At 55.5% G+C, this 17,064-nt stretch carries 15 protein-coding genes; 2 read left to right on the forward strand and 13 right to left on the reverse strand.

Annotated elements, in window-relative coordinates; genetic code table 11:
* Nucleotides 1–4: 4 nt before the first annotated feature.
* From G516_RS0111070 to argS, 10 genes are all read right to left on the reverse strand, one after another.
* Nucleotides 5–601, reverse strand: a complete 597-nt coding sequence (locus G516_RS0111070) for a hypothetical protein (RefSeq protein WP_028293716.1) — start codon at nt 599–601, stop codon at nt 5–7.
* 116 nt (nt 602–717) lie between these two features.
* The gene (locus tag G516_RS0111075) at nt 718–1,137 is read right to left on the reverse strand and encodes a hypothetical protein (RefSeq protein WP_028293717.1); all 420 of its coding nucleotides are present in this window, start codon (nt 1,135–1,137) and stop codon (nt 718–720) included.
* Entirely contained in the window at nt 1,134–1,727 is a 594-nt protein-coding gene (locus G516_RS0111080; RefSeq protein WP_028293718.1) for a DUF6036 family nucleotidyltransferase, read from the reverse strand. The genes G516_RS0111075 and G516_RS0111080 overlap by 4 nt, the downstream gene beginning before the upstream one ends.
* Nucleotides 1,728–1,872: 145 nt before the next feature.
* Nucleotides 1,873–2,571, reverse strand: a complete 699-nt coding sequence (locus G516_RS0111085) for a metal-dependent hydrolase (RefSeq protein WP_028293719.1) — start codon at nt 2,569–2,571, stop codon at nt 1,873–1,875.
* 101 nt (nt 2,572–2,672) lie between these two features.
* Nucleotides 2,673–3,461, reverse strand: a complete 789-nt coding sequence (locus G516_RS0111090) for an aspartate dehydrogenase (RefSeq protein ID WP_028293720.1) — start codon at nt 3,459–3,461, stop codon at nt 2,673–2,675.
* 154 nt (nt 3,462–3,615) lie between these two features.
* Nucleotides 3,616–4,362: a 3'-5' exonuclease gene (locus G516_RS0111095; RefSeq protein WP_084645002.1), complete on the reverse strand. Its 747-nt coding sequence runs from the start codon at nt 4,360–4,362 to the stop codon at nt 3,616–3,618.
* A complete protein-coding gene (locus tag G516_RS0111100; protein WP_028293722.1) occupies nt 4,362–6,242 on the reverse strand; it encodes a DUF294 nucleotidyltransferase-like domain-containing protein in 1,881 nt (626 codons plus the stop codon). The genes G516_RS0111095 and G516_RS0111100 overlap by 1 nt, the downstream gene beginning before the upstream one ends.
* A 112-nt stretch (nt 6,243–6,354) precedes the next feature.
* Entirely contained in the window at nt 6,355–7,233 is an 879-nt protein-coding gene (locus G516_RS22085; protein WP_051219288.1) for an alpha/beta fold hydrolase, read from the reverse strand.
* Nucleotides 7,234–7,301: 68 nt separating this feature from the next.
* Nucleotides 7,302–7,868, reverse strand: a complete 567-nt coding sequence (locus tag G516_RS22090) for an SPOR domain-containing protein (protein WP_051219290.1) — start codon at nt 7,866–7,868, stop codon at nt 7,302–7,304.
* 74 nt (nt 7,869–7,942) lie between these two features.
* Complete coding sequence (gene argS, locus G516_RS0111115; RefSeq protein ID WP_028293723.1) at nt 7,943–9,628, reverse strand: arginine--tRNA ligase; 1,686 nt, start codon at nt 9,626–9,628, stop codon at nt 7,943–7,945.
* Between the two features lie 885 nt (nt 9,629–10,513).
* Between argS and ilvD the strand changes: the two genes are divergently transcribed.
* Both ilvD and G516_RS0111125 read left to right on the forward strand, forming a co-directional pair.
* Nucleotides 10,514–12,349 (forward strand): dihydroxy-acid dehydratase, encoded by a 1,836-nt coding sequence (gene ilvD, locus G516_RS0111120; protein ID WP_028293724.1) that lies wholly within the window; start codon nt 10,514–10,516, stop codon nt 12,347–12,349.
* Between the two features lie 116 nt (nt 12,350–12,465).
* Nucleotides 12,466–13,518 carry a hypothetical protein gene (locus tag G516_RS0111125; RefSeq protein WP_028293725.1) on the forward strand — a complete coding sequence of 351 codons (1,053 nt, stop codon included), beginning with the start codon at nt 12,466–12,468 and terminating at the stop codon, nt 13,516–13,518.
* Nucleotides 13,519–13,649: 131 nt separating this feature from the next.
* Here G516_RS0111125 and G516_RS22095 read toward each other — a convergent pair whose 3' ends face one another.
* The 3 genes from G516_RS22095 to G516_RS0111140 form a co-directional block, all read right to left on the reverse strand.
* Nucleotides 13,650–15,092: an ATP-binding cassette domain-containing protein gene (locus G516_RS22095; RefSeq protein ID WP_051219292.1), complete on the reverse strand. Its 1,443-nt coding sequence runs from the start codon at nt 15,090–15,092 to the stop codon at nt 13,650–13,652.
* Nucleotides 15,093–15,104: 12 nt separating this feature from the next.
* Nucleotides 15,105–15,452 carry a histidine triad nucleotide-binding protein gene (locus tag G516_RS0111135; protein ID WP_028293726.1) on the reverse strand — a complete coding sequence of 116 codons (348 nt, stop codon included), beginning with the start codon at nt 15,450–15,452 and terminating at the stop codon, nt 15,105–15,107.
* Nucleotides 15,453–15,549: 97 nt separating this feature from the next.
* Nucleotides 15,550–16,797, reverse strand: coding sequence for a diguanylate cyclase (locus G516_RS0111140; protein ID WP_036535949.1), 1,248 nt, complete (start codon nt 16,795–16,797; stop codon nt 15,550–15,552).
* Nucleotides 16,798–17,064: the final 267 nt, after the last annotated feature.

Consider the following 17,064-nt stretch of genomic DNA (forward strand, 5'->3'; position numbering starts at 1 on the left):
ACTTTTATTTAAGCCCTAGATGCCCTTTCAGCATTTTTTCGCGCTTTTGTGTTATCGCCTCAGTAAGAATTTCTTCAAACGACCCGTAGTCTGTTCTATCAGCGATGAACTGGTTGAACCCCTCAGTATTCAAATCTTCTTTAGTATCCAGGGGCTGTCCGTAGCTTTCAGCAAGTCCTATAAACGAATCGAAGGGTGTTCTTTTACTGAGAAACTCGGGAGAAAGTAACTCTTGTAGTTCTATCTTTTCGCTTGGTGCAATGGACATACAAAAGTCACAAACATAGTGAAATTCCTCCCCTACTTTGCGTAAACACTCCTCAGGCTCCTGAACCAAAGAACCACACCGAACACAAAACTCTTTGTGACTATCAATGGGATCTGTACTGACGGCTTTTTGAAAGCAAGGGTTACAGACAGATTTTTGTTCCAGCTTTCCCGTATCAGGATTCGTAACCGTCGCAACCCATCGAATATCTTTGACAGGGAGGTAATCATTGCAGATAGCACAGCGACTTTTTGGCTTCGTAAACCGATATGCAACGTAGGCAAATACCGGCGTTAAGACGGCAGTAATAACCTCAGACGTTAGAAAATCCATTTCACCGTCCCTAAGTATCAGGACCTGGTTAACCGGTTGTACTGAATGGCCTACTCAAGTGCTTCTGGTGCCAAGTGCGCATAACGTAGCGTCATGGTCATTGTTCAGATATCACCCTACCGGGATGACTGATGATGTGTGGAGCGCCGCTGTAAATCCAGCAAACCGGGAACACGTTTGGCCTGTACGCCGGAAGTCAGTCCCCACTTTTTAGCCAATGCATCGCGGTTGGTCTTACCGGCAACGTCACCAACATAAAAACCTTCTGCTGCAACGTCTGGGAACTGTGCGGCCAAAGCCTTGAGGCGTGATTTAAGCAAGCGGCTCTGGTTCAGGGGCATCGCCTGATTGCTGGCAAAAAAGTCAGCCAGATAAGCTGCTTTTCTGAGTAATGGCAGGGCGACCTGCTCGACGTCAGGAGACCAGCCCTTGTGCCACGCCGCATCTGCAAGTACTCGCAAATCGTCTGCGGCCTGCTCTGGCGAGGTACTGCTCAGTACCTTCAGAAAGTGCTTCTGATAGTCATTATGGGTCATGGTCTCTCCAGCTCTTCCAGCCGGGATATCATAAAATTGATATTGCCCTGCAAGCGTCTTTCATTGCCGACCGCTCCCAACAGGGCTTCTTCAGCGTGCGCTTTCAGACCTTCAATCGTGAATTTACCGGCCCGATACAGAAAGATTATATCAGCCTGGTCTTGCTCGCCAAGCCGGTCCAGTTTGCTCACAGCCAAATCAATACCTGTCACAACGAACGCATGCAATGGAGCCTCTACCGTTCTGTTCAGCGGTATCGCATCATCCTGATAATTCTCTGGCAACAACCCTGATATCGTTGGGTTAAACGTGTCATCTATCACCAGTTGCCGCTCATCGCCGTGTTCATCAGTATAAAGCACGGTAATTTCATCGAGATCCAGTTTCGTAGCAGCAGAGATTTCAACATCAATGTCTGCAGAGCCTCGGGCATTGGTGTGGATATGCAGCGCAGCCCCGCCAAAAACGTACGCTCGAACGCTGCCCGGCCCTGCACTTGTAAACAACTTCGCTATCTCTTCATTGAGCTGCTGCAAAGCCTCCAAAATAGCTTCACCCATTGGAGTGTTGGTATACAGTTTTTCTGACATGCAGGACTCCGCATTTAGCCAAGGCCCCTCTGAATAACGATGTACAGTTCTGCGCGACATCGAGTTTTTCAGAGAACCTCTGGAGACTGGTTAAAAAGCAAACATACAGTACGACACCATAGCCATCCAGCCAACAGCCGGAGCATCACCGCCCCAGCACCGCCAACCACTGCAGCTCCTGCACCAGCCCTTCCGTCGAAGGCGCAAAGTACCACAAGGCACCACACACCAGCGCCAGCATCAGGCTGCCGGACCAGTTATCCACACTGAAGGGTTTGATGGCCGTGCCAAACGACGTCTTCAGGCGTACGCCATTGAAGTCGACGGCGTAGACCTCATCCAGCAGCAAATGCACCACAAAACCACCCGCCACAAACAAGCCGCAAAGCCAACTGAACGGCGCAGGTTGTTGTGCCAGCGCCCAGGCAATGCATACCGTGGCCAGGCCAAAAAACAGCGCCGCCAGCAGCGAGTGAAACAAGCCCCGATGAATGGTGAAGCGGAAGAAAACCCGCATCGCCAACGGCCCCGCCAGCAACCAGACCAAGGCCATACCCAGCCAGCTCCACACAATACGGCTACCGCCAGAGCTGCTCCAGCTTGCCAGCCAAGGAGTCGCTAGCCACAGGAATAAGGCGCAGGCCGCTGCCGCCAGTACATTGAACAGCCAGATCACCGGCCGTGATGTGTCGGAGTCGATATCCGGCAGCACACCACCCAGCGCACCGAGAAAAAACAACAGAACACCCTGCTCGATTGAGCACCACTGGCTGACAACCGCCGCCGATGCCGACATCGCGCTGACCAGCGCCGCACCACTCAAATGGGTTTCAAAACTCGCCAAGAAACACCTGTTTATCCATACAGAAAACCGCAAAGATAACAGACTTTTTTCTTTATTATTAATAACTTACAAATTCAGAAATTTGAGATTGGGTAACAGGGTCAGATTTTCAGGCACTGGTTGAGGTGCTGGCATTGGCGCACCAGCGACAGTGCCGCCAGCGCCGAGGTTTTACGGTTATCCGGCAAGGGTTTACCCAGCACCCGAATATCCAGCTCGCCAAAATCCCCCCGTGCGGTGAGTTCATGCTGGTTGCCCTGAATGGTTGGATCAGCAATCAGGCGAACCTGCGTTGCCTCAAAGCCGATGCCCGCCAGGGCAATGGTGGCGGCCACGTTGGCATTGGCCGGGAAGCCCAGCGCGGCATCGCGGGCATTGCCTTCGAACAGCACGGTTGGTTCGCTGATAGCGGCAAGATCAAACGCCTGTTCGGCCATCGAACCTTGCCAGCTTTGGGGTGGTTTTCTGGAGGTGTATTCAACCCGATCGATACCGGCAATACGGGCCGCAGCGAGGGTTTCCATACCGGCAATGGCACCTGCCGGAACGTGAATTTCGCCACCGCCCTGCTGAGCCTGTTGAATCAGTTGCTGACGAAACCCATCGTTGGCCAGTGCACCACTGGAAATCACCACCAGCGGCAGCCCCGCCGCAACGACCGCCATGCCGTGTTGGCGTACCGACGCCTGACCACCGCACTCAATCACCAGGTCGGGTTGTACGCTCAACTCAGCAAATTGCGTGACCACTTCGACGCCCGGCAACGCCTCACGCAGCCGCGCAGCACTTCGCTCAGAGGCGATCACGCCCGCTAACGTCAGGTTTTCCGGCAGGTATTTGCAAATAACCTGCGCCATCGCACCGTAGCCAATCAATACCAGCTGCTTCATGGGTAACCCCGGAATCGTTTACACCATTGTGATCCGTACAGGTTTCAGTATGGCGCATGCCGCTGGTCAATTCATGGCAGGCCGGTTATTGGCAGGCCGGTTATTGGCAGGGCAAGAATGTCAGCACTGATCGGTGAAAGGGGCGCAGGGTGGCTTATTGCCACAAATTGCCAATCGCGGTGGCGCCAGAGTAATGATGGGCGATCTGGGCCTGAAACAACTCGCCGCAGGCCAACGCATCCGACAAGGCATGATGAGGATGATAAAACGGCAGGCCATAACGCTCGCGGCTGTCGGCCAACCGAATGGACTTGCGCCGCGCACCGAACATGCGTTCGATCAGTGTCGGCTGGCGTTGTATTCCGGCTTCCAGAGCCATGGTATCCAGCATTGGAAACACCACGCCCTCGCCCAGACGAGCCTTGACCGCCATGTCGAGGAAGTTGCGTTCAATGCTGCAGCAGTGGGCAATCACCACCTTGCCTTGCAGGTGTTCGAGAATATCGTCCAGCTGCTCGCTGAGGTCTGGCGCGTTATCAATATCGCTGTGGGTAATGCCGTGAAACACCACCGAATCGGCAGACAATGCCGTACGTGGCCGCACCAGCCAATGTCGCCCCTGACGGTTGTAGATACGGTTCAGGGTCATGGGCACAATGCCAACACTGACGATGTCGCATTTGCTGGCATCCAGCCCGGTGGTTTCAAAGTCGATGGCCACCAGCGGAACCTCGGCTAATGGCGTATCACCAGTCGGAGTTCCGGCAGCATAAAATCGCTTCAGCAGCGGGTGCTGGGCCTGCTCGGCCATACGCGCAAAAAACACCGGCCAGGGCTCATTGCCCGGCCCTACCCCACCGCCAGACAGCTTGCTGGCAAAGCGTTGTTGAAAACCGGCCATCAGAACGCCCGTCCGAATTGATAACGAAACTTCAGGTATTTCTGGGCGTTGCTCAGAATCTGGAAAGCGTCCTTGAGGGTTCGGCGTTCAAAATCAGACAGGTTATCGGGCTCAATGCTGTTGTCCGGGTCACGACCCGCTTCCAGATCCAGCGCCTGATGACGAATCCGCACCATGGCGATCAGCTCCAGCGCATCGCGCAAATCGGCGCCGCTGCCCGGCGGCAAAATGTCGGCTTCGATCACGTCGTCGAGCCGATCAAACGAGTTGTGTGACTTGCTCGCCACCGCCAGCGCGTGCACCCGAATCAAATCGGCCAGCGGTGCTGTACCGCGGCGTTTCATATTGATCGAGCGGCTGTGTTCACCGTCGGTTTCCATTACAAAGCCCTTGAAGAACCCCAGCGGCGGCGTTCGTCCCAGCGCACCACGGGCCATACAAGCGAGGAACTTGGGGCTACGGCTGGCTTTTTCTGCCACCAGCGCCGACAGCTGTTCAGCCCATTGGGTTTCTCCCCACACCCCTTGCAGGTCGAAAAAGATAAAGCTGTTCAGCAACACTTCCTGCACCGGGTTGTTGATCCAGTCGAGGAAGCTGTCGCCCCACTGTTGCAAGGTTTTGCGCCACTTCGGGTTGGTCGCCATGATGCCGCCACGGCAGTAGGTGTAGCCGCAGGCATCGAGGCCGTCGCACACAAAGTTCGACAGCTTGATAAAGTAGTCTTCATGCAGCTTGGGGTCGTAGCGGTTATCCAGAATCAGGGCGTTGTCCTGATCGGTCACAATCAACTGCTCTTCCCGGGCCATCGAGCCCAGCGCCAGAAAGCAGTAGGGCACCGGCGGTGGCCCGAACTCTTCTTCCGCCATTTCCAGCAGCTTCTGCTTGAAGCTGCGACCAATTACCGCCATTGCGGTGCCAATCATGTGGGAATTGGCGTCTTCCGCCACCATGCGACTGAAGCAATTGCGCACATCCGGTTGCAGTGCTTTCAGTTCATCCAGGCTTTGCGCACCAAAGATGCGGCGCACTACAAACAGGCTGTTTTGGGATTCGTAACGGATAACATCAGGCAGGGTAGCAACACCCACCGGCACGCCATGGCGCATCACGGGCAAATGATGAACGTTGAATCGCAGCATCATCAGCATTGCCTCGAACACAAACTGATTGTGCTCAACACTGGCAATGCGGGTACTCATGATGTCTTCAACGCTGGAGTCGTAGGGCAAGCCTTCTGCCACCAGGCGGTTGCGAATGTCCTTGTCGGTAACAATACCCACCAGCCGGTTGGCCGCCAGCGGCTGATCATCGGACTCGGTTACCACCAAAGCGCAGCTGACGCTTTCCTCCGACATCTGGATCGCCACATCACGCACCGACAGGGTCACCGGTACCGTCAATGGCTCGCGCAACATCAGGGTTTCAACCGGGGCGCTCAGCAGCTGATTGCTGTCGGCCTGACGCGCCATCGCCTGGCGCAAACGGGTGCGGTCCTCCACCTCAACCTGATCGGCAAAGGTTTCGTATTCTTCAAACAGCTCGCTGAACAGCGGCTCGGGAATCAGATACACCAGCGTGTCTTCCAGCGCCTTGGCCGGAAAACGAATCCGCTTGTTGCGCAACAAACCAAACTGGCCGAAATAATCCCCGGTCGTCAGTCGGTCGTACAGCTCGCCAGAACGACGATAGACCTCCACCGCACCGCTACGGACGATGTACCAGTCGGTAATGGCTTCGCCAAAATTCAGAATCTGGGTACCGGCCTTAAAATAGGCCACATCGGTCTGGCTGGCAATGCGCTCAAGAATGGCGTTATCAAGATCCTTGAACGGATGATGCTGACGCAGGAATTCCAGAATTTCGATGTTTTCCGCCTGCATTCGGCACTCCCCTGATCAAACCCGGACACGAAACCTTATTGTGGCTGCCACGGTACCGGATAATGACCTGAATACGCCATCTTTGTGTGCGTTATGGCCAAATTTGAGGGCTTTAGCCAGCCGCCAGCAAAAAGCGCTTGATCGTCTGAATCTGATCCCGCGCCATCAAGGCCGGGGCATGGCCAATGCCCGCAAAGGTCGCCAGCTGTACGTTGTCCTGCGAGGCCATTTCACGGGCGGTTTCGGGTAGCAGCAAATCGGAGTCGCCACCCCGGATCAGCAACACATCGGTGGTCACGGCTTGCCAGATCGCCGACAGATCGACGTCGGTCATGGGCACGCCGGAAAAGGCGTTGGCAATGGCGGGGTCGTAGCGCAGTTGCAGCTTGCCATCACGCTCTTCCACGCTGTAACGGGTCAGGTGTTGCCATTGTTCATCGGTTAGCGGGCCAAACGAGGCGGCGATGTCGCGAATATAGGCTTCGGCGTCGTCCAAACTGTGAAAATCAGTGGATTTGCCAACGTAGTCGGCCAGCCGGTCGAGGGAGGCTTTGGGGATAAAAAAGCCAACGTCGTTCATCACCAGCTTGCGCAGTGGGCAGATTGGCTGCGCCGCCAGCATCATGCCGATCAGGCCGCCCATGGAAGTGCCAACCCAGTCAAACTCGCTGACGTCGTGTTTGACCATCAACTGCTGTAACAGCTGTTGCATTTGCGCCACGTACACCGGGTAACCGTAGTTCATCGGGTTGTGCAGCCATTCGCTGTCGCCGCGACCGGCAACGTCGGGACAAATCACCTGATAGTGTTCGGTCAGGGCTTGCGCCAGTGGATCAAAGTCACGGGCGTTGCGGGTCAGGCCGTGAACACAGAGTAATACTGGTGGGGCTTTGATGGAGGCGTCAGTGCAGGGCCAGCACAGATAACTGCCCTGGCGAACGCCTTCCGGTGTCTGGTAGGTATAGCTGAGGGTATCGGCTTGCTGGGTCATGGCGGTCTCCGCGGTATTCCAGTTGGAATGACTGTGAGCTGCCAGCAAGCGAATACCGGACGAACCGCTTAATTGTCGCTGCTTGCCGTTGGCAGTGGACGTTTCAGTGTCAGTGGACTGATGTTGTTACTGACCAGAATATCCATCGCCTTGTTCAATTTCGAGCGATTGGTGAAAGGACCAACGTACACCCGATTCCAGACGCCATTGCCGTTATCGCTGGCTTTCTGGTAGGCATCCAGCCCCAGCAACAGCAAGTTGGCGCGCATCCGATCGGCGTCTTCGCTGTTACGGAATGAACCGGCTTGCAAAATGTACTGGTATTGGGTGGCTGCGCCTTTGGGCGTCGACTTGTAAGCCTCGACCTTGGGCGCTTCGACTTTCTGTTCTTCCAGCAGCTTGTAGAAATCGTAAGCGGCCTGGCTTTCCTCACCCATCGACTCGGCGGCTTTTTCTGCCATCTTGTCACGCGCGCGATCAATGCCCTGCTGCAACACACTGCGGGCGTCGCCCTGCACCGCTTCCATTTCATCGCTGGACGGCTGGGTGTTCAGGTATATCAGGAATCCGGCAAAGGCAATGGCACATGCGGGAGTGGTCACCCATAACCAACCGGGGATTCGGCTTTCAGACATATCGACTTCCTGCTGCGTGCTTCTGCTACGGCGTGTCAGGCGGCCATATTAACCAGCCGCCATGACCGTCACGTTTACATTTCTTCCGGCGCGCTTACACCCAACAGGTACAGACCGTTGGCCAGCACCTGGCGCACAGACTCCGCCAGGGTTAGACGGGCATTACGAACGCCTTCGTCTTCCACCAGGGTTTTCTCGGAGTTGTAGTAGGTGTGGAAATCACCCGCCAGTTCCTTCAGGTAGTTGGCCACCTGATGCGGTTCGTTGGCCTTACCAGCGGCTTTAACCACTTCAGGGAAACGACCCAGTTTTACAATCAGTTCTTTCTCGGAATCCAGTTCCAGTTTGTCCAGTGCCGCCAGACCGGTTTCCTTGTTCCAGCTCCAGCCAGCGTCATCCAGCTTGCGGAAGATGGAGCACACGCGCGCGTGAGCGTACTGAATATAGTACACAGGGTTGTCGGAGGACTGTTCGCGGGCCAAATCGATGTCGAAGGTCAATTGACCATCGGCCTTACGAGCGGCCAGGAAGTAACGGGTGGCATCACGGCCCACTTCGTCGATCAGGTCACGCAGGGTCACATAGCTGCCGGCACGCTTGGAGATTTTCACTTCTTCGCCACCACGCATTACGGTCACCATCTGGTGCAGTACGTAGTCTGGCCAGCCCTGTGGGATACCGGCGTTCAGTGCCTGCAAGCCGGCACGTACACGGGTAATGGTGGAGTGATGGTCAGCACCTTGCTCGTTCACCACGCGGGAGAAACCACGCTGCCACTTGTTCAGGTGGTAAGCCACGTCTGGTACGAAGTAGGTGTAGCCGCCATCTGTCTTGCGCATAACGCGGTCTTTGTCATCGCCGAAGTCGGTTGTACGCAGCCACAGCGCGCCGCCGTCTTCGTAGGTGTAACCGTTGTTGATCAGGGTCTGAACGGCTTCTTCAACCTTGCCTTCGGTGTACAGGGAAGACTCAAGGAAGTAGACATCGAAATCGACACCAAAGGCTTTCAGGTCGAGATCCTGTTCACGACGCAGGTACGCTACGGCGAAGTGACGGATCGCATCGAGGTCGTCGGCATCCTTGGCGCCAGTGAAAGACTGGTCTTCGGACTCAACGGTGTCGCCGTTCATATAGCTGTTGGCCAGATCGACGATGTATTCACCGCGGTAGCCATCGGCAGGCCAGCTTTCGTCATCCGGCGTCAGGCCTTTGCAACGAGCCTGTACAGACAGTGCCAGGTTATTGATCTGGGCACCGGCGTCGTTGTAGTAGAACTCACGGGTAACGTCCCAACCGTTGGCTTCCAGCAAACGACAAATACAGTCGCCTACCGCAGCGCCACGACCGTGACCAATGTGCAGCGGGCCAGTCGGGTTGGCAGATACGAACTCAACCTGCACCTTTTTGCCTTCGCCGGAATTGTTGCGGCCGTAGGCGTCGCCTGCTTCCAGTACGGCTTTCACCAGAGACGCGGTGGATTCCTGGCTGAGGAAGAAGTTGATAAAGCCAGGACCGGCGATTTCCACTTTTTCCACCAGCGTGTTCTCAGGCAGGGCTGCCACCAGCAAATCGGCCAGATCACGCGGCTTTTTGCCAGCAGGCTTGGCCAGCATCATGGCCAGGTTAGTGGCCAGATCGCCGTGCGCTTTGTCGCGGGTGTTTTCAATTTGAATTCGGGGTTCGAAATCAGCTGGCAGGACGGCGTCCTGTTTCAGTTGAACAACAGCAGCAGACAATAACTCGGCGATTTGCGGTTTCATAAGCAGGGAATCAGATCTGGTATTAGAAGAAGGGGCGGGAGTATCTCAAATTCAGCCCGTCGGGTGAAGAATAGCCGTTGCTGTTTGGTCAATAGCAACGACTGTCTTACATAACTCCGACAACCTTCTGACAACATGCAGCGACCGCCACTGGCGGCTTATGACTCACGCCATTTTCTGACAACAGCCATCCAAAGGGCGCAACAGACCACCCGGAAACAGCGAACATTTCCGCCGTTTTGTGGCTTATTAACCCGCTATCCTGAATTTATTCATGAGTTATTCACAGCCTTGTGACTTGACAGCCTGTCCTTATCCACATTTCCACCCAGCTCTGGCAACGGCGACTATTGATCGATTTTCAAACAACCACTGTGCATATTTCAGGCCTGAAAAAGCCATTTTAAGGCCCGGTTTTTCCCTTGCTCAGCCGCGCCATCTCGGGCTTTTTGCAGGCTTTTGATTTTATTGGGATTTTAGAAAGGCAATTGGTAATAACCACAAACCGCCGGATTGATCAAAAAACGTACGAATCCAACCACAGACCCGTAGTATCGGTGTTCTGGGCCATTGCCCCAAAGTTATCCCGACTTTTATCCACAGAAACACTGGATAACTGTGAATGACCGCCTGCTTGTCCACATCACGGCCGCTGACCGGGACAAGCGGCCAAAGCCACATAGCACTCTGGCGCTGTTGCAATAATCATCAGCACAGACTGCGTAGCGGCGCGGCTTTTGATAAACTATCGGCCTTTCGCCATTCGGGCCCCCGCCGTCGGCTCCATCCAGACCCGACTCGCAGCCCAGCGGCCCAAAATAATAGCTGCTTCACCTGAGTGCCAAGCAGCTGCCTGCAACCTGAAACGCAGTAAAGAGAGACATCATGCCTGAGTATCGTTCCAAGACTTCCACCGGCGGTCGTAATATGGCCGGCGCTCGTGCCCTGTGGCGCGCCACCGGCATGAAGGATGAGGACTTCCACAAGCCGATCATCGCCGTTGCGAACTCATTTACCCAGTTTGTACCGGGCCACGTACACCTGAAAGACCTGGGTCAGCTGGTTTCCCGTGAGATAGAACGAGCCGGTGGTGTGGCCAAGGAATTCAACACCATCGCCGTGGACGACGGTATCGCCATGGGTCACGACGGCATGCTGTACAGCCTGCCATCCCGCGAAATCATCGCCGACTCGGTGGAATACATGGTCAATGCCCACTGTGCGGATGCCATCGTCTGTATTTCCAACTGCGACAAAATCACCCCGGGAATGCTGCTCGCTTCCCTGCGCCTGAACATCCCGGTGATCTTTGTATCCGGCGGCCCAATGGAAGCCGGTAAGACCAAGCTGTCCGAGCACAAGCTGGACCTGGTTGATGCCATGGTGATCGCGGCAGATGACTCCGCTTCTGACGAGAAAGTGGCTGAATACGAGCGCAGCGCGTGCCCGACCTGTGGCTCCTGCTCCGGTATGTTCACCGCCAACTCCATGAACTGTCTGACTGAAGCGCTGGGTCTGGCGTTGCCGGGCAACGGTTCGGTACTGGCTACCCACGCCGACCGCGAACAACTGTTCCTGGAAGCCGGCCGCAAGATCGTTGAAATCGCCAAGCGTTACTACGATCAGGACGACGAATCCGTCCTGCCGCGCTCCATCGCCAGCTTCAAGGCGTTTGAAAACGCCATGACCCTCGACATCGTGATGGGCGGTTCCACCAACACCATCCTGCACTTGCTGGCTGCTGCCCAGGAAGCCGAAGTCGACTTCGACCTGAAAGACATCGACCGTTTGTCACGCGTGGTTCCTCAGCTGTGTAAAGTGGCACCGAACTCGCCGCTGTACCACATGGAAGACGTTCACCGTGCCGGTGGCATCATGGGTATTCTGGGCGAAATCGATCGCGCCGGTCTGCTGCACAACGACCTGCCAACGGTTCACAGCGCGACCATGAAAGACGCACTGGACAAGTGGGACATCATGCGCAACCCAAGCGAAGAGGTCGTGCAGTTCTACAAAGCGGGCCCTGCTGGTATCCCGACGCAAACCGCATTCAGCCAAAGCACTCGCTGGCCAACGCTGGACGGCGACCGTGAAAACGGCTGTATCCGCAGCATCGACAACGCCTACTCATTGGAAGGCGGTCTGGCAGTTCTGTACGGCAACATCGCCCTCGATGGCTGTGTGGTGAAAACCGCTGGTGTGGATGAATCCATCCATGTCTTCCAGGGCCGTGCGCGTATTTTCGAAAGCCAGGACGATGCCGTTAAGGGCATTCTGAGCGATGAAATCGTTGCCGGTGATATTGTCATCATCCGCTACGAAGGCCCGAAAGGTGGCCCAGGCATGCAGGAAATGCTGTACCCGACCTCCTACCTGAAGTCCAAAGGCCTGGGTAAAGAGTGTGCACTGCTGACTGACGGTCGCTTCTCCGGCGGTACCTCTGGTCTGTCCATCGGTCACTGCTCTCCGGAAGCCGCGTCTGGTGGTGCCATCGGCCTGCTGAAAGACGGCGATATCATCAACATCGATATCCCGAACCGCTCTATTAATGTGGATCTCAGCGCGGAAGAACTGGATCAGCGTCGCGCAGAGCAAGACGCCATCGGCTGGAAACCGGCAGAACAGCGCCCTCGTAAAGTCAGCACCGCCCTGAAGGCCTACGCCAAGTTCGCCACCAGTGCTGACAAGGGTGCCGTTCGTGACAAATCCATGCTGGACTGATCAGAATAAGGAAACTGATCACATTTCGGTCAGTCTCAGAGTGACTATTCTGAGCTGACCTACTTGACGACGATGCGGCATAACGACTGTGCCGTATCGTGAGGATTCCGACCCCGATGTACTTCAAGATCGACCCGCTCAAATCGCTGCTGCTGGCACTGACCGTTTCTGCCACCCTGATCTCCAGTGGCTGTGCGACCCGCCATATTGCCAATGAAGACAGCCTTGAAAGCCAGGCTGCCATTCGCGCCGAGCAACTGACCGGTAATACCCAATCGGCTCTCGATAAAGCCGAAGAAGCCATCGCAAAAGCCAAGGGCGAAAACTACGCCTTGCTGACGCCGTTGCACTGGCAGCAAATGAACGACGCCATCAAGCTGGCTCGCAAGGAAGACCTGGCCTCCAACAGCGAAGCCTCCGTCGCGGCATCCGCTCGGGTGCTGACTCTGGCCGAAAGCGCCGAAATCACTCGTATACAAGTGCAGGATTTGCTGTCGCAGGTATTGCGCCAGAAAGCCGTGCTGGATGATGTGAAGGCCGACAAGGTGCTGCCGAAAGAATACCGCGCCATTCGCAACCAGATTATGGATCTGGCCCGTCTGATCGAAGCTGGCAAAGCCGCAAAAATCGATGGTGATATTAACGACCTGATGGCCGATATGGACGAGCTGGAACGCGACACCATGCTGGAAATCCACTGGCGTCCGGCCCTGCAAACCCTCGCCAAGGCCGAGAAAGAAGGGGTTGATGACTACGCTCCGGAAACCTTCAGCGATGCCGAAGCCATCACCGAGGAAGCTGAAGACACCATCCGCGAACAGTACAGCAATCGCCAGTTGTCCACCGATGTGGGTCTGCGTGCACTGCGAGCGGCCCAGCATGCCTTGTACATCGGCCGTGAAGCCGAAAGCATCATCAACATGGACATAGATGACGCCGAGCATGCCGCACTGCGATTTGAAAGCTACCTGCATCAGCTGGCAGAGGCCCTGAACGCCGGTGATCTGCGCAACATGGCATTTCTGGATCAAACCCTGGCACTGGTGCAAAAAGCCCGTGAGCAGGCCGACAGCATCCGTCAGCCACTGCAGCAGCGCATTCAACAGCTGGAAGCCCAGTTGCAGGCCATCCAGAACCCGGAAGCAGCCCAGGCGCCACAAAACCCGTAACCGTTGTTAACACAGAGCACTGGACAACTCAGTGCTCTTGCCAAACCAAACAGGGCCAGCATGGCGGCCCTGTTTGTTTCTGAGGCTTGAGATTCTGGAGTTTGGAGTCAGAGAGATTTCTGACCCGACAGTTATGCCGTCTCAGGCCCCTTCAGAAGCACCGCACTGCCACCATCTGGCTGCGGCTGAAACTGCAACCGATGCTGGAAACCCGCCGGAATCTCATCTGCATGATGGGTCACATAAAGCATGGTCATGCGCTGCTGGCTGACCAGTCGATTGATAAACGCCAACACCATATGACGGCTGATGTCGTCCAACCCCTGACACGGCTCATCCAGAATCAACAAGGCTGGCTGCTTGATCAACGCCCGGCCAATCAGCACCAGACGTTGCTCACCGTAGGACAGATGCTGCAAGCTCTTGTTGGCCTTGTCCCGCAAGCCCAGAATTTCCAGCCATTGCAGACCCAGCTTTTTATCGCTATCTCCCACCGATTTATACAGGCCGATACTGTCATGCAAGCCCGACAGCAAGGCACTCAATACATTGGTGGTTGCCCGGTATTGCCACTGCAACGAGGCCGAGACAATGCCGATGTGCTTCTTGATGTCCCAGATCGACTCGCCCGTTCCACGCTGAATACCAAACAGACGCAGGTTGTTGCGGTAGCACTGTGGGTTATCCCCAGTCAGCATTTGCAAAAGACTGGTTTTACCGCAGCCATTCGGCCCCTGAACCGCCCAATGCTGACCCGGCTGAATGTCCCAGTTCAGCTGGTCAAACAGCGTCCGTTCGTCGTAGCGGATATTGCCATCAATCAAACGCACCAGGGGATCACCGTCTTCCAGCTGCAACGGCTCTGAAGGTGCCGGTGGCAGTTCTGGTAGTTCGCGATCAAAGGCCACCAGAGCGTGTACTTCAGGGATATTCAGCACTTGCTGACGCTCACCCTTGGCGACCAACTCGGCGTTGTGGATAAACGCGATGTGAGTAATCCAGTCCGGCAGCTCATCCATGCGATTAGCCACCCAAATGATGTTGCGCCCTTTGGCCGCCAGCTGATCCAGCCATTGCTTGACGTATTCACGGCTGTTGGCATCCAGACCTTCATAAGGCTCGTCCAATACCAGCAGGTCGTGGTCGTCCCGCAAACGGCTGACCCACAACACCTTGCGGCTTTCCCCTGTGGATAACGACCGGAAGCCCTGATCCAACAGATGGCGAATGCCAAGGCCATCGATCAGCTCGGCAACGGCTTCGACCGGTTCCAGCAGTTCACGCACCAGCGTGCCCTTGTGGGCCATGTCAGTGATATCGCTTTCGTCGGTCTTGCGCTCATGCTCAATCAGCTCGGCCTGAGCCTCCAGAGACACGTACACTACATCGTCTGGCAAATCCGTCGCGCTACCATGGCTGAGTCGGACCAGATCGCCGAACAAGCCCGACAGCACGGTTTTACCGCTGCCATTGGTTCCGGCAATGGCCCAGTGCTGGCCTGCTTGCAACTGCCAGTCATCCACAACCAGATAACGGCCGTCGTGCAGATGGGCCCGTATCGATTCAAATTTCATCGTCGTCATTCCTCAGCCCGGTGGCCAGGTCAGTGAGCGGCCGCCGATCACATGCATGTGCAAATGGAACACCGACTGCCCGGCATCGGCACCGTTGTTAATCACCAGCCGAAACTTGTCGCCCAGACCTTCTGCTTCGGCCACCTTGTTGGCAACCAGCAGCATATGACCCAGTAGCTGCTGATCTTCTGCAGCGGCGTCACAGAGACGTGGGATCGGTTTACGGGGAATGATCAGAATGTGGGTGGGGGCAGCAGGGAAGAGATCGCGGAAGGCAACCACCTGCTCGTCTTCAAACACAATGTTGGCGTCGGCCTCGCCACGGGCGATCTGGCCAAAAATGGTATCTTGCTCGGACATGACATCCTCCTTGGTTCATGCCGACACAATAGGGAATCCAATGCCCCGGTACAATCCAACCCAAGTAGGATGACGTTCTGTTGCAACGACAGAGCGTTTATTCGACGACGCCAATCACCTGATTACGGCCGCCGATCTTGGCGCGATAAAGGCATTCGTCGGCCACCGAGAACATTTGCTCAACCGACGCGTTAGCCGATTCACAAATGCCGATGCTGAGGGTGATACGCAGATAGTCGCCATCTTCCACGTCGATTACGATGCCCTCCATGTGCTGGCGAAAGCCATCCATCAACGCCTGCGCCTTATCCAATGGTACGGTTGGCATCAACAAGGCAAATTCTTCACCACCAACACGGGCGACCAGCAACTGATGAAATGCCTGTAACAGCTCTTCCGACAAACGCTTGAGGACAATATCCCCGGCCTGATGACCGTATTCATCGTTAATCTTTTTGAAGAAATCGATATCCAGCAATGCCAGGGTGTTGGTGCTGCTTTGATAGCGCTCCAGCTGGACGTCTGCCTGTTGGGAAAAGTAGCGTCGGTTGTACAAACCCGTCAGATAATCCCTGGAAGCTTGCTCTTGCAGCTTCAGGAACGCCTCAGTGGCTTGCGTGCTGTTGGTGATACGACACATGAATTCTTGCTGGTCGAACGGCTTTGGCAAAAAGTCATCCGCGCCCGACTTGATAAAGTCCACCGTCAGCTGCTCGCGCCCTTTATTCAGCCCGGATACAGCAATAATGCCCAGCGGCCTGTCCGGGTATTTGTAACGAACGAACTGCACCAACTCCAAACCGTTCATACCCGGCAGCTCATGATCGACCACCAGAATGTGAATATCCGAACGCCGCTCCAGCACCTCCAGCGCGTTCTCCGCGCTGATCGCCTCATAAATACGATAGCGGTTGGTCTCCAGCATCCGTCGCATGGTCGCGGTACACATTTTGGAATCATCAACCACCAGGACATTAATGTCCTGGTTCAGGCTCAAACGCCGCAGCATACGTACCGCATAGAGATACCAATAACGGCCGTTCTTGTTAACGAAGTCAGCTACACCGGCTTTCAGATACTTGTCCCTTGCCGCTGGGTCCTCACTGGCGGTTAACACCACACAAGGAACGCCACACTGCATCACCGCCTCAACTGACGCACCTTCTTCTGCATCCGGTAGCGCCAGATCGACCAACGCACTCCGGAAGCGGCCCTGATACTTCACCAGCTGCGATTTCAGCTCCGCCATGGAGCGTGCATACACGACGTTGTCTCCAACCGTTTGCTTGATCAGATGTCTGAGAATTTTGCCGACGACGGGATCGTCTTCAACAACGAGGTACATGAATACACGAACTCCTGCTAACAACCCTCAAAGTGTAGACAAGATTCGGCTGAGCGCAGGAAATGCATTTCGAGGATGGGTTAAGTGAACATACCCGGCCTGGGAGTTTGGATATATGGCTGTAGGAGAACAGTGATGCGGCAATCCGACGGCCCGCCCGCATGGGTTACGGTGCTGGAATGAAGATTATGTATGGAGGTGCTTGAGTCGCAGAGGCGATGACCTCAATGAGTCCAACGCTGCGCGTTGTCTGGCTTCGCCACGCCT

Source organism: Oceanobacter kriegii DSM 6294, assembly GCF_000422845.1.
Taxonomy (GTDB): Bacteria; Pseudomonadota; Gammaproteobacteria; order Pseudomonadales; family Oceanobacteraceae; genus Oceanobacter; species Oceanobacter kriegii.